Source organism: Bradyrhizobium aeschynomenes (assembly GCF_013178945.1).
GTDB lineage: Bacteria > Pseudomonadota > Alphaproteobacteria > Rhizobiales > Xanthobacteraceae > Bradyrhizobium > Bradyrhizobium aeschynomenes.
Genome location: NZ_JABFDM010000001.1, coordinates 566754 through 580299 on the forward strand (window position 1 = coordinate 566754; position 13546 = coordinate 580299).

12 protein-coding genes are annotated in these 13546 nt (G+C 67.3%); 4 read left to right on the plus strand and 8 right to left on the minus strand.

What is annotated here, in order from left to right; genetic code table 11:
* Positions 1–25 precede the first annotated feature (25 nt).
* Both HL666_RS02510 and HL666_RS02515 read right to left on the minus strand, forming a co-directional pair.
* Positions 26–667, minus strand: a complete 642-nt coding sequence (locus HL666_RS02510; protein ID WP_172179708.1) for a response regulator transcription factor — start codon at positions 665–667, stop codon at positions 26–28.
* The gene (locus HL666_RS02515; protein WP_172180183.1) at positions 664–2061 is read right to left on the minus strand and encodes a sensor histidine kinase; all 1398 of its coding nucleotides are present in this window, start codon (positions 2059–2061) and stop codon (positions 664–666) included. Before HL666_RS02515 ends, HL666_RS02510 begins: the two co-directional genes overlap by 4 nt.
* A 192-nt stretch (positions 2062–2253) precedes the next feature.
* On the opposite strand from HL666_RS02515, the gene HL666_RS02520 reads away from it, so the two are divergent.
* The 3 genes from HL666_RS02520 (at position 2254) to HL666_RS02530 (ending at position 5933) form a co-directional block, all read left to right on the plus strand.
* Positions 2254–3183: a DUF2380 domain-containing protein gene (locus HL666_RS02520; RefSeq protein ID WP_172179710.1), complete on the plus strand. Its 930-nt coding sequence runs from the start codon at positions 2254–2256 to the stop codon at positions 3181–3183.
* 151 nt (positions 3184–3334) lie between these two features.
* Entirely contained in the window at positions 3335–4030 is a 696-nt protein-coding gene (locus tag HL666_RS02525) for a DUF3592 domain-containing protein (RefSeq protein ID WP_246741427.1), read from the plus strand.
* Between the two features lie 193 nt (positions 4031–4223).
* The gene (locus HL666_RS02530) at positions 4224–5933 is read left to right on the plus strand and encodes a sulfatase-like hydrolase/transferase (protein ID WP_172179712.1); all 1710 of its coding nucleotides are present in this window, start codon (positions 4224–4226) and stop codon (positions 5931–5933) included.
* Between the two features lie 49 nt (positions 5934–5982).
* On the opposite strand, the gene HL666_RS02535 is transcribed toward HL666_RS02530, so the two are convergent.
* The 4 genes from HL666_RS02535 to HL666_RS02550 form a co-directional block, all read right to left on the minus strand.
* Entirely contained in the window at positions 5983–7206 is a 1224-nt protein-coding gene (locus HL666_RS02535; RefSeq protein ID WP_172179714.1) for an ABC transporter substrate-binding protein, read from the minus strand.
* A gap of 32 nt (positions 7207–7238) precedes the next feature.
* The gene (locus HL666_RS02540; protein WP_172179716.1) at positions 7239–8225 is read right to left on the minus strand and encodes a Bug family tripartite tricarboxylate transporter substrate binding protein; all 987 of its coding nucleotides are present in this window, start codon (positions 8223–8225) and stop codon (positions 7239–7241) included.
* Between the two features lie 80 nt (positions 8226–8305).
* Entirely contained in the window at positions 8306–9502 is a 1197-nt protein-coding gene (locus HL666_RS02545; RefSeq protein ID WP_172179718.1) for a CaiB/BaiF CoA transferase family protein, read from the minus strand.
* A 15-nt stretch (positions 9503–9517) separates the two neighbouring features.
* Positions 9518–10399, minus strand: coding sequence for an IclR family transcriptional regulator (locus HL666_RS02550; protein WP_172110937.1), 882 nt, complete (start codon positions 10397–10399; stop codon positions 9518–9520).
* 179 nt (positions 10400–10578) lie between these two features.
* Between HL666_RS02550 and HL666_RS02555 the strand changes: the two genes are divergently transcribed.
* Complete coding sequence (locus tag HL666_RS02555) at positions 10579–10974, plus strand: rhodanese-like domain-containing protein (RefSeq protein ID WP_172110936.1); 396 nt, start codon at positions 10579–10581, stop codon at positions 10972–10974.
* Between the two features lie 136 nt (positions 10975–11110).
* On the opposite strand, the gene HL666_RS02560 is transcribed toward HL666_RS02555, so the two are convergent.
* Together HL666_RS02560 and HL666_RS02565 are read right to left on the minus strand one after the other, a co-directional pair.
* Positions 11111–12667 carry an ABC transporter permease/substrate-binding protein gene (locus HL666_RS02560; protein WP_172179720.1) on the minus strand — a complete coding sequence of 519 codons (1557 nt, stop codon included), beginning with the start codon at positions 12665–12667 and terminating at the stop codon, positions 11111–11113.
* On the minus strand, positions 12664–13458 hold the full coding sequence (locus HL666_RS02565; protein WP_172179722.1) for an ATP-binding cassette domain-containing protein: 795 nt from the start codon (positions 13456–13458) through the stop codon (positions 12664–12666). The genes HL666_RS02560 and HL666_RS02565 overlap by 4 nt, the downstream gene beginning before the upstream one ends.
* Positions 13459–13546 lie beyond the last annotated feature (88 nt).

Genomic DNA, 13546 nt, shown 5'->3' on the forward strand with positions numbered 1-13546 from the left:
CTCGGGATCTTGGCGATCCGCCGCGTCAGCTCAGCAGGCCCTGGCGCAGCGCCAGCCGCACCAGCTCGATGTCGCTGGCGACGTCGAGCTTGTCCTTGATCAGCGAGTGCAGGTTGGCGATCGTCTTGGGACTGAGATGGAGCGCCGACGCGATCTCGTCGGTGGTGCGCTCGGCCAGCAGCATCTGCATCACTTCGAACTCGCGCGCCGTCAGCACGTCGGCGGCCGCCTTCTCGCCGGACAGCCGGCTGAGCGCGAGCTCGTGATCGATGTCGGGGCTGATCGCGATGGCGCCTGCGAGCACGTCCTTGACGGCGCGCAGAAGCGTCTCCGGCGGACTGCTCTTGGTGACGTAGCCGCGCGCGCCGGCGCGGATCGCCTGCACGGCAAATCCCGCATTCTCATGCATCGTGAACACCAGGATCCGCGCGCTGCGGTCCCATTGCCGGATGCGGCGGATGCCTTCGATGCCGCCGACGCCGGGCATGGTCAGGTCCATGATGACGAGATCGGGCCTGACCTCCTTGAACAGCCGGTACGCTTCGGCGCCGTCAGCGGCTTCCGCGACCACGCGCAGTCCCGGCTGCTTCTGCAGCATCGAGCGGTAGCCTTCGCGCACCACGGCATGGTCATCGACCAGCATGATGGTGCCGGCGGCCGCCGTCATGCCGCACACGGCAGGTCGGACGCGGGCGCGACCGGAATTTCGACCCGGAGGCGCGCGCCGCCGCCGGCGGCGGCCGCGAAGCTCATCCGCCCCTCCATGGAGGCGACGCGCTCGCGCATGCCGAGCAGGCCCAGGCCTGATTTTCCGGGAGCTTCGCCGGCGGCCCCGTCGTTGTCGACGGTGAGGACGGCCGCGCTGGCCGGCGCGCCTTGCTCCGGTCCGTCGTGAAGCCTCAATTGCAGCCGCACCCGCGTGGCGTCGGCGTGCTTGACGGCATTGGTGAGCGCCTCCTGGGCGATCCGGTAGATATTGGTGGCGACGATGCCGGGCAGGCGATCCACCTCGGGCGTCAGGCTGATCTCGAATTGGACCAGTCCGTGCTGGCGCCTGTTCCAGCCGGCAACGAGGCCTTCGAGGCTGGCAGCCAGGCCGAGCTCGTCGATGTCGGGCGGACGCAGCCGCACCAAGGTGCCGCGCAAGCAGTCCATCATGCCGGTCGCGGTGCGCGCAATGCCGTCGCATTCCGCGAGGAGGCTGGGGCAATCCTGTGCGGCCGTCTGCCGGATCGAGGCGGCGAGCGCACGGACCGCCGCGAGCGATTGCCCGAACTCGTCGTGCAGCTCACGCGCGAGATGACGCCGCTCGTCGTCTTCCAGGGCAATGAGACGCCGGGTCAGTTCGCTGCGTTGGGCGAGCGCCGTTTCCAGTCCCTCGGCGAGCTGATTGAAGGCGTCGCGGATCGCGGAGAGCTCGGCGAGGTCGAAGGGCGGCAGCCGGGCCGACAGATCGCCGGCGGCGATCCGCTGCAGCCCGGCGCGGATCAGGCGGGTCGGGCGCAGCGCGCGGGCGAGCGCCGCATGCGACAAGGCGCACAACAGCACCAGCGCCGTTCCGAGCACGGGCAGCAGCCGGCGGAGCTCACGCCAGGCCTCCGTCGTCATGACGCCGGCATCGATCCAGACCACCGCATCGCCGGTCCGGCTGTCGCGGTACGTGACCGGCCGCGTCGCCTCGCGACCAGGATCGAACAATGGCTGATACAGCGTTGCGAAGGCGCGGGGCGGGGCGTCGATCTCAGCTGCGGCGCCGCCGCAGATGCGCTGCACGACATTGCCGTCGATGCCGCGATAGGCGATGCACAGGCCGGGGGCCATCGCTGCGGCCGCGACTGCATCGAGGTCGGGGAAGCCGGATGGCGGGCTGTTGACCCAGTGCATCTTGCTCTGCTGCAGCTGTAGGGTTCGCGCCGTGATCTCGGCGATCCGTGCGTTGCGCGCATGCAACGATCGGTCGATGTCGAACAGGACATAGCCGCAGATCGATGCAAAGCACAACGTCGCCACCACGGCGATGCGCAAGGTCAGCCGGTATTTGAGATCGTAGCGGCTCCACATCTTCAGTGCGCCCATGGCAGCCCAACCCCCCCTTTGGCATTTAACGGCAGAACCGTCGCGGCAGAAAGCGCGGTGGCCCGCTCATCGTCACGTCGTGAAATTTTCCCGTGTCCCGTCGGGACCGTGACCGGTTCTGCGGTGAGCGCGCGCGTCTAGCCTCGCGGCCATGCAACCCGTACTCGAGAGGCTTCGATGTCAAACACCCGCCTCGTCCGCTGCCTCGGCGTCGCGCTCGTCCTCGCGGCAGGCCCGGTCCGCGCCGCTTCCGACCAGGTTCCGGCCGTGCTGGTCGACGATTTCAGCTATCTCGACACCTCCGGCGAGCCCGTGGACCAGACCGCGGCGCATCAACGCCGATTGCAGGATTTCGTCGCCGGGCTTCGCCGCGACGTCGCCGCCGACGCGCGCCTGCGGCCGGTCAGCCCGCGCTGCGCGCCGTCCTGTCCGAGCGAGGCGTCATCGGATACGCGATTGCGGATGGCCGCCGAGGCCGGCGCCACCGTGGTGATCACCGGCGGCGTCCAGAAGCTCTCCACCCTGGTGCAATGGGCGCGCGCGGCGGCCATCGACGTCGCTACCCGGCGGGTCGTGTTCGACAAGGTCTTCACCTTCCGCGGCGACTCCGACGAGGCCTGGGAGCGCGCCGAGATCTTCGTCTCGCGCCAGGTCCGCGATGCACTGTCCGCGCCCGAGCCGATCCGGCTGGCCCTGCTGCCGTTCGAGCTCGACGACACCAGCGCGGGTGCTGCGCTTGGCGAGAGCCAGGCCGACCGCAAGGAGCTGCAGGAGGCGACCCAGGCGGTGCGCCGGGTGCTGGCGCAGTCCGGCCGCTATCGCCTCGTGGAGTCTGCTGGCGAGCCCGGGCAGGCCCTGCGCGCGTGCGATGGTTGCGAAGCTCGCGCTGCTCGCGCGCTCGGCGCCCAGCAGTCGCTGCTTGGGATCGTGAGGCGGATCGGCCGCACCGAGTATGTCATCGGCTTCCGCGTCCGCCGGGCAGATACCGGCGCGCTGGTGGCTTCGGGCGACAGCGGGCTGCGCCTCGGCGCCAATGATTCGTGGAGCCGGGGCGCTGCGCGGTTGGTGCGAGAGCGTCTGCTCGGCAGCGGCGACTCCGAACGCTGACCAGGCCCGTCGTCGTGGTGTCGGGGCCGTATTTACGAATCATCCTTTGGCAGAGGCGTCCGTCGGTGTGGGAATATGGCGACATCGGCCGGGCAAGCCATGAGCGCGCGCAATTTTGCGCGTGACGCTGAATGACGGCTAAGCCGCGGAATTGACTCGCCTATCGGATCGGCTGCACGCGCCATCCGCTGGTCGTGCCGGTTTCGCGTGTCGTATTTTACCCATGATTGGTTTTTTCGATGCAGCTTTCCGCGGGGGCATTGGAATGTTCGATCATCAATTCCTGGGCGTGCCTGCTCAGATTGCTCTGCTGTTCATGGCGGCCGCAGCCAAGGCGCCTCACCGGCGGGCCAAGCGGGCGCCGGCACCGTCACCGGTTGCCGGCATCGGTGCGGCCATTCTCCTCGCCGCGACGATCGTCATCGCGGGCTACATCGCCCATCTGGAATTGACGGGGCTGCGCGCGGAGGGCCGGGTCGTCGTGGTCAGACCCGATGCCAATGGTCTCGATCGAGAGCCGACATATTATCCGGTGATCGAGTTCGCGACCGCGTCGGGTGCGCTGGCGCGCTTCGAAGATTTCGGCGGCAGCTCGCCCCGCTATCGCGTCGGCGACCGGGTCGCGGTGCTCTACCGCGGCAACGAGACCTCGCGCTTTGCCATCGTGGATCGCGATCGAAGCTCGAATCTGCTGCTGCCTCTGTTGCCGTTCGGCGGAGCGGTGTTGCTCGGCTGGCCCTTCCTTCGCCATTTCGGGGCGCGTGTCCGCGCCAGGACGGCGGGCCGTCCGGCGTCCCGGACGATGCGAAGCGCGCCGCATCCGCAACGCCGGATGATGAACGTTTGACAACGACGGCAGAAGCTCCGCGCGCATCGCCCGGCGGCTGCGACCAGAGGACACGCCCTCACTCCGGGCAAATCCGGGCTGTTGTTATTTGTGACGATTTCATTACGGTCACATGACAGGATGAGGTTGCCTCGATCTGCCGGCATTCGCCGGCGAGGGGCGCTGCTGTCGACCGCCCGCTTTCAACCGCCCGATGTCACTGACCCCGAACCACGAACCGATCACGACGCTGACTGCGGCCAGTGCGACGCGTTCAAACGTCGCGCGGCTGTCGGCTGTCGCCGCCCCCCATGTGGCCGCATTGGCCCTGATGCTGCACACCGAGACCGATTTCGGCGCGCGGCTTGGCTTCCTGCTGGCCTGGGGCATCCTGAACGGCTTCTGGCTGGTGCTGCTGCGGCGCCCTGCGGTATCGGGTGCGCTGGCCCTCACCATGGTGGTGGTGCTGGTGCTGCTGTCGCAGCTCAAGCACGCCGTGGTTCAGATGACCGCGAACTTCGTCGACGTGATGCTGATCGACCACGACAGCGCGGCGTTCCTGTTCACGATCTTTCCGAACCTGAAGCTGTCGGTGCTGGTGGCGGCGGCCGTGGTGGTGCCGCTGATGGGATTGCTGTGGTGGGCCGATCCGTTCCGGATCGCGCGGCTGCCGGCGCTCGCCGGCAAGCTCGCCTGCCTCGCGGCGCTGACGCTGTATTCGCTCAATTGGCGCGACGAGGCTTGGCGCGGCTATTACGACGACGGCTACCTCTCGAAGTTCGCGCGCTCCGGCGTCACCGCGGTGTCGGACTTCCTCGCCAACGGCTTCATGGAATCCGATGCCACGGCCGACCGCAAGCTGGCCGCCTTCGTTCCGGACTCCTGCCATCCGGCCGGGCGGCGGCCGAACATCGTGCTGATCCACGACGAGTCGAGCTTCGACATCCGCTCGGCTGAGGGCATCAAGGTGCCCGCGGGCTATGGCAGCCACTTCAAGTCGTTCGACGGCAAGGCGCGCCAGTTCATGGCCGAGAGCAATGGCGGCCCGAGCTGGTTCACCGAATACAATGTGCTCGCCGGGCTGTCGTCGCGCTCGTTCGGCCGCTTCGCCTATTTCGTGACCCGGATCGCGTCCGGCCGGGTGGAGCGCGGATTGCCGTTGGCGCTGCGCAATTGCGGTTACGACACGGTGTCGCTGTACCCCGCGCATGGCGCCTTCATGAACGCGCGCAGCTTCCAGACCACCGTCGGCGTCGACCGCTTCCTCGATGCGCGCGATCTCGGCGCCAAGGGCGTCGAGCCCGACGGCTTCTTCTACGACGCCGCGCTCGACCTGATGCAGCAGCGGAAGCCGGGCAAGCCGCTGTTCATGTTCGTCTATCTCGCGGCCAACCATTTCCCCTGGGAGACCACATTCCGGCCCGACCTGACGCCGTCCTGGCGTGCGCCCGGCAATCTGCCGGCGATCGACGAATATCTGCGTCGGCAGGCGATGAGCGCGGCGGACTATCAACGTTTTCTCGCCAATCTGAAGAAGCGGTTCGGCGACCAGCCGTTCCTGATCGTGCGCTACGGCGACCACCAGCCGGAGTTCTCGCCGCACATCCTCGATCCCAAGCTCGACGAGGCCGGCATCGGCCAGAAGCTGGAGAGCTACGATCCGCGTTATTACGCGACCTACTATGCTGTCGATGCCGTCAATTTCGCGCCGCGGCAGAGCGAGGTCGTGATGGACAGGATCGACGCCGCCTATCTGCCGCTGGTCACCTTGGAGGCCGCCGGCATTCCGCTCGATCCGTCCTTCGCCGAGCAGAAGGACATCATGCTACGCTGCAAGGGCGTGTTCTATGCCTGCGGCGACGGCGCCGAAGCCCGCCGCTTCAACCGCATGCTGATCGACGCCGAGCTGATCCGGGGGCTGTGACCGGCCGACGTGGACGTCGGCCGGGGCAGGGTGGGTCTCTGCGCCACGGCTACTCCGCAGCCGCATCGGTGACGATGCCGCCGATGTTCTGCCAGTGCGCGCCATCGAACTGGATCATCTGCAACTGCTTGTTGACGCGATAATCCGTCGGCGAGGTCGTGATGCTGATGCCCGGCAGCAGCATGCCGAGTTCGACATGATCGAGATGGGTGGCCTGCTTCAGCACGTTGTCGCGCGTCAGCTCGTCGCCGCATTGCTTCAACACCTGAACCAGCAGCTCGGCGGTGATGTAGCCATAGACGTTGAAGTTCGAGCCCTTGTCGCCGTCGGGATAATACTTCTCCATGAAGGCGAGATAGCGCTGCACGCCGGGGTCGTTTTTGAAGCCCTCCTCGAGCGGATCCTTGACGTAGCCGACGCTGATCAGCCCCTTGGCATTCTCGAGCCCGGCAGGCTTCAGGGTCGCGCCCAGCGAATTGGCGTTGATGTCGACGATGTGGACCGGCTTCCAGCCGAGCTCGGCGACCTTCTTGATGGCCTGCGCCGCCTGCTTCGGCGTGGAGGCACTGAACAGCAGGTCTGCGCCGGCGTCCTTCAGCTTGAGGATGTGCGAGTCGATCGTTGGCTCGGTGATCTCGTACGAGGATTCAGCCACGATCATCTTGGCCGCCTTGTCGCCGCCGAGCCCGGCCTTGAGGCCGGCGAGATAGTCGCGGCCGAGATCGTCGTTCTGGTAGAGCACGCCGATCTTGGCGTTGGGATGGGTCTTGAGAATGTATTGGCCGTAGATGCGGCCCTCGACGACGTAGCTCGGATTGAAGCCCATCGTCCAAGGAAAGTTCTTGGGATCGGTGAAGCGCGCGGCGCCGGTGGCCGCGAACAGCTGCGGCACCTTCTTCGAGTTGAGATATTTCTGCACGGCGACGTTCGGCGCGGTGCCGATGATCTGGAACGTCAGCAGCACCTCGTCGCTCTCGACCAGCTTGCGCACCTGCTCGACCGTCTTCGGCGGCGAATAGGCGTCGTCATATTGGATCAGGTTGATCTTGCGCCCGTTCACGCCGCCCTGGTCGTTGATCATCTTCATATAGGCGGCCTGCGCCTTGCCGATCGTGGCATAGGCCGAGGCCGGACCGCTCAGCGGCACGGTCTGGCCGACCTTGATCTCGCTGTCGCTGGCGCCGGTGTCGTACTTCTTGTCGGCGGCAAGTCCCGGCGCAGACGATGCAAGCAGCAGCGCGAGCGCAGCCAGCGCCGAAAATCCATTCCTCATGACGTTCACTCCCTGACTATTTTTTATGAAACTCATTCGGCCTTGATGGCGGCGTCGCGGATGACCGCGCTCCATTTGCTGGTTTCGTCGGCGATGAATTGGCCGAACGCCATGGGATCGCGCGGCTGCACGTCGAGCCCTTGCGCGAGCAGCTTCTGCTTCACCTCGGGGGCGGCGAGATCGGCGAGGATCTCGCGCGACAGCCGGTCGACGATGGGTTGCGGCGTCGCGCCCGGCGCCATGAAGCCGTACCAGCCCGACGCGACCACGCTCGGCAGGCCCTGCTCGCGCAGCGTCGGCGCCTGCGGATAGATCTTGCTCGGCTCCGTGGCGGCGACGCCGAGCACGCGGAACTGGCCGGCCTGGATATAGGGCAGGGCGGTGCTGATCGCGGTCAGCGTCGCATCGACGCGGCCGGCAAGCAGCTCGGTGTAGGCCATCGAGTCGCCGCGGAAGGGAATGTTGAGGCCGGTGACCTTGGCGTCACGAAACAGCAGCTCGGCCGCGAGATGCGGCTGCGAGCCGGCACCCGGCGAAGCGAAGGTCAGGCCTTCCGGCTTGGACTTGCCGTAGGCGATCAGCTCGGCCAGCGTCTTGAACGGCGCTGTCGCGCTGATCATCAGAAAGATCGGCGCCACGATGGTGCCCGCGACGGGACGAAGATCCTTGGCGGGATCATAGGTCAGCTTGCCGAACAGCGCTTCGGCGGTGACGTAGGGCGCGGCGGCGTAGAGCAGGGTGTAGCCGTCGGGCGCGGCGCGGGCGACGGCGTCGTTGGCGATGCGGCTGCCGGCGCCCGGCTTGTTCTCGACGATGAACTGCTGGCCGAGATGGTGCTCGAACTCGGTGGCCAGGATGCGCAGCGAGATGTCGCTGGCGCCGCCGGCGCCATAGGGGCAGATCAGCCGCACCATGCGGGTCGGCCAGTCGGCCTGGGCGCGTGCGCGATGGCCGGAGCCGATCGCCAGCGCGGCTCCCGCGCCGAGCAGGCCACGGCGCGTCATTCTCGGTTGTCTCATCGCGCGTCTCCCTGTCTTTTGCATCCCTTGCCGGGCTGCTTCGGCGCGTTTGTCGCTGCGCCTTGTCGTCGTTATCGGCCTCAGATCACCTTCCGTCGCGCGAGATCGTCCATTTCCTGGTCTGATAGTCCGAGCCAGCCCTGGTAGACCTCGCGATTGTCTTGGCCGACGTCGCCGGCGGCATGGCGCAGCGTCGCGGGATCGTTGCCGAAGCGTGGCACGACGTTCGACATCGCCACCGAGCCGAAATCGCGATCGGGCACGCGCGTGATCATCTCGCGCGCGACGGCCTGAGGATCATGAGCGATCTGATCGATCGCGTAGATCGGCGCGATCGTGCCCTTGGCCGCGGTGAAACGGGCGAGGACTTCATCCAGGTCGTGCGCGGCGCACCAAGCGGCGAAGATCGCGTTGAGTTCGTCGGCGTGCCTCACGCGCGAGGCGTTGTCGGCGAAGCGCGGATCGTCGATCAGGTCGTGGCGATCGATGGCGCGGCAGTTGGCCGCGTAGAGCGCGTTGGTGGAGCCGGCCAAGGTCACCCAGCGGTCGTCGCGGGTGCGGTAGACCGCGGCCGGTGCCGAATAGCCGTTGGCATTGCCGATGCGGCTGCGGCTGAAGCCGAGCTGGTCGTGCTCGACCGGCAGCACGTCGAGCAGGCGGAACACTGCTTCCGTCAGCGCGAGATCGATTTCCTCGCCCGGCGCATCGGGATCAGCAGCGCGTTTCCACAATGCGGCCAGCACGCCGATCGCGCCGAACGCGCCGCCGATGGCATCACCGATCGGATAGCCGGGATGGGTCGGCTCGCCATCAGCCTCGCCGGTGATGTAGGTGAGCCCGCCCATCGCCTCGAAGATGCGGGCGAAGCCGGGGCGGTCCTTGTACGGCCCGTCCTGACCGAAGGCGGTGGCGCGCAGGATGACGAGGCGCGGCTGGATCGACCACAACACCTCTTTCGACAATCCCCACCTGTCGAGCGTGCCGGGTCGGAAGTTCTCGATCAGCACATCGAAGCGCGGCAGCAGCCGCTTGAGCAGCGCGAGGCCGTCGGGCGTGCGCAGGTCGAGCGTCGCGAAACTCTTGTTGCGGTTGGCGGTCTTCCACCACAACGGCTTGCCGTCCTTGAACGGCGGGAAGGTGCGGACGCCGTCGCCATGGCCCGGCATCTCGATCTTCAGAACGTCCGCGCCGTAGTCGGCGAGCAGCGTCGCCGCGAACGGCGCAGCGATGATCGTCGCGATGTCGAGAACCTTCAAACCTGCGAGCGGTCCGGCCATGGCGTTCCGTGCCTCTCAGCCTGCGTGCGCCGGCAGTGGCGTACGCCTGCTGATCCCGGGTTCGGCCTCGTTGATGAGCGCGCGGATGCTGGCGGCGAGCGCATTGATGCGCGGGCCGATCTCGGCCTCGAGCTGGCCCGGCTGCAGGCGGAAGGCCGGGATGCCGCAATTGATCGCGAAAGCGCGGCCCGAGTTCGCCGCATAATGCAGCGGCGCCGCCACCGCGTGAATCGCGGGCATGTATTCGCCGACGCAGGTGCAGAACCCGCGCTCGGCGCATTGTGCGATGCCGTCGAAATAGAGCGCGGAAAAGTCGCTCCATTGCGCGGCATTGCCGGCGGCGAGCTGCGCGTCGAAACGCGCGGCCTCCTCGCGCGGCAGGATCGACGCCGCTGCGCGGCCCATCGCGGTTGCGAGCACGGTGATCGGCATGCCGATGTCGGGAACATGCGGTCCGACGTCGCCGGAGCGCGCGGTCTCGACATAGACGATGGCGCTGCCGTCGAGCAGGCCGATCGACACAGTGCCGCGGACGCTCGCGGCGAGATCCTGCATCAGCGGCCGTGCGACCTGTCGGAACGGCATGTCGGCGAGCAGCGGATGCGCCATCCGCAGCGCGCGAATGCCGAGGCGATATTTCGCGAGGGCCTGGTCGAAGGCGAGGTAGCCGAGCTCGGTGAGCGTGTGGGTCAGCCGGGCGACCGTCGGCCGCGGGATGCCGGTGCGGATCGAGATGTCCATGTTGCCGAGCACGGCGGACCCCATCCCGAACGCCTCCAGCACGAACAGCCCCTTGGCCAGCGTGGTGGCAAACGCAGCATCGCTGGCGCTGTCGGCCAGCATCGTCTCGACGGCGCGATCGCGGCTGGGAAGAGAGGATCTTGAAGCGGCGGTCATGGAGCCAGCATGACCGATCGTGAGAAATGAGTCCATATGTTTGTAAAATTCGCCATATAACGTCCACTATGTGGACATAAGGCCGGTGTCGACACTCCTTGGCAGCTCTCCCGATCGTGGGTTGTGGGACAGCGGCAGGCCCGCTACCGCTGTCCCTTCAACGTCCGGGAGGGAAATCGATGTCGACGTCAGTCAAGCAGATGCTGGAAGCCGCCAACGCCGCGGTGCCGAAGATCACGCCGGCCGAGGCGCAGGCCATGATCGCCAAGGGCAACACGCTGGTGCTCGACGTGCGCGATGCGCCGGAGGTCGAAAAGAGCGGCAAGATCGAGGGCGCTCACCACGTCTCGCGCGGCATGCTCGAATTCCGAGCCGATCCGGACTCGCCCTATCACGACAAGAACTTCAGCAAGGACAAGAGCGTCATTCTGTACTGCGCCTCCGGCGGCCGCGCCGCGCTGTCCGGCAAGACGCTGAAGGAACTCGGCTACGACAAGGTGTTCAACGTCGGCGGCTTCAAGGACTGGGCCGACAATGGCGGCGCGGTCGAGAAGCCGATCGAGCCGGGGATGTAGCTTGAGTGCATGGGGCAGGCGCAAGCCGCTTCAATCACCGCCGTCATTGCGAGCGAAGCGAAGCAATCCAGAGTCGTTTCCACAGCCCTGGATTGCTTCGCTTCGCTCGCGATGACGAAAGAGAGGCCAGCGAGCCTCACTTCGAGATCTTGCTCCATAGCCAGCGCGCCACGGCCCGTGGCGAGGACTCCGCGTCGCTGCCCGATGCGCGCAGGTTGGCCTGCTGCATGGTGGCGATGTCGATGCGGCCGAGCAGCGGGCGCAGCGCATCCTGCAGCGCGCGATCATCGGCGCGCCGCGGCGACAGCAGCAGGATCGCGTCATAGGGCGGGATGGCCTGCTTGGGATCGCCAAGCACGACGAGATCGTACTTGGCGGTCAGCCCGTCGCTGGTGTAGCCGGCGATGACGTCGACCTCGCCCGAGGCCACCGCGGCATACATGAAGTCAGGCTGCATCTGGCGCTGGGCGCGGAAGGTGAGCCCATAGGCATCGCGCAGGGCGGCCCATTCGGGGCGCGAGAAGAACTCGTAGTCGCCGGCGATCGACATCTGCGCGGTGTGGCGCGCGAGATCTTCGATCGAGCGGATGCCGAGCGCCTCGGCCTTCTTGCGCGGCATCACCAGCGCGTAGGCGTTCTCGAAGCCGAGCTCGCCGAGCAGCGTGACCTTGTCTTTCGCAAGATCCTGCTTCAACGCTTCGAGCAGTGCGGCGCGCGGCAGTTGCTCGTTGTGGTGAAACTGGTTGGCCCATAGCGTGCCGGAGTACTCGACATAGAGGTCGATGTCGCCATTCCTGAGCGCACCATAGATCACGCTGGAGCCAAGCCCGGCGCGTGTCGCCGCCGATAGTCCCGCGGCCTGAAGCCGGTCGCTGATCAGGGCCGAGAGCACATATTGTTCGGTGAAGGTTTTTGCACCGATGACGTAGCGCGCGGAGCCGCCGGCGAGCGAGGGCAGAAGACTCGCGACGACCATCAGTGCAATGGTGGCGGTTCCCAGCGCTACGCGGGCGCGGCTGCGCCTGCGCAAGCCGTGCTCGATCAGCGCCAGCAACTGGTCGACGACGAGCGCCAGCACGGCTGCGGCGACGCAGCCGAAGACGACCAGCACCCAGTTCTGCGTCTGCAGTCCGGCAAAGATGTAGTTGCCGAGCGAGGTCTGACCGATCGGCGTCGACAACGTCGCGGTGCCGATCACCCACACGGCCGCGGTGCGGATGCCGGCCATGATGACCGGCAGCGCCAGCGGCAGCTCGACCATCCTCAGCGCCTGGTGCTCGGTCATGCCGACGCCCTTGGCGGCCTCGATCAGACCCGCATCGACGCCGTTGAGCCCGGTGATGGTGTTGCGCAGCACCGGCAGCATCGAATACAGCGCCAGCGCCAGCACCGCCGGCAGGAAGCCGAAAGCCGAGAACGACAGCCCGAACCAGCGCGAGGTCAGCGCGGCGAGCGCCAGCAGCAGCGGATAGAACAGCGCGAGCAGCGCCAGCCCCGGCACCGTCTGCACCACGCTGGCGAGCCCGAGCAGCAGGCTGCGCAGCGCGGGGCGATTGCGGGCGACGAGCGCCAGTGGAAAGCTGACGATCAGGCCCAGCGCCAGCGCAGCGACGCTGACACGCAGATGGCTGCCGAGATAGTCGGCGAGATGCGACAGCGCCTCGGCAAAGCGTGGATCGGAGAGCACGCTCATGCCGCGCCGCTCTCGGGCAGCAGCGCCGCGAGCCGCGCGGCCTGCCGGCGCGGTGTCGTCATCAGCTCCGCCACATAAGGCTCGCGGCTCGCCGCGAGCTCCGCCGGTGTGCCGACCTCGACCAGGCGTCCGCCGCGCATCACGGCGACGCGGTCGGCCAGCAGCAGCGCCTCGGTGATGTCGTGCGTGATCATCACGGTGGTCAGTCCGAGCTTGTCATGCAGCGCGCGATAGTCTTGACCGAGCGTATCGCGCGTCAGTGGATCGAGCGCGCCAAACGGCTCGTCCATCAGCACGATGCGCGGCCGCGCGGCGAGCGCGCGGGCAACCCCGACGCGCTGGCGCTGACCTCCGGAGAGCTCGTCCGGCAGGCGGTCGCGATGCGCCGTGCGGTCGAGCTGGACGAGGTCGAGCAGCTCGTCGACCCGCGCGGCGATCTCGTGGGTCGGCGTGCCCAGCAGCCTGGGGGTGATGCCGATGTTGGCGGCAACCGTCATGTGTGGAAACAGCGCGGCGTTCTGAAACACGTTGCCGATACGGCGCCGCAAGGCGACCGGTTCGAGATGGCCGATATCCTCGCCAGCGATGCGGATCGTGCCGCTGTCCGGCGCGATCAGCCGGTTGGTCAGCCGCAGCAGAGTGGTCTTGCCGGAGCCGGAGCCGCCGACGATGGCCAGGAACTCGCCCTCGGCGATATCGAGCGAGACGTCGTCCACCGCCGTCACGGCGCCCGTGGTGCCGGGGAAGCTCTTGCGGACGTTGCCATAGGTGATGAGGGGCGTGCGCGGCATGCGGCCTTTCGGGGCGGGGGGCCTCGGCTCGGACTGACCTAGCACATCCGGGCGGTGCGTTGAACTTCACCGCGCAAGCGGCTAAGCC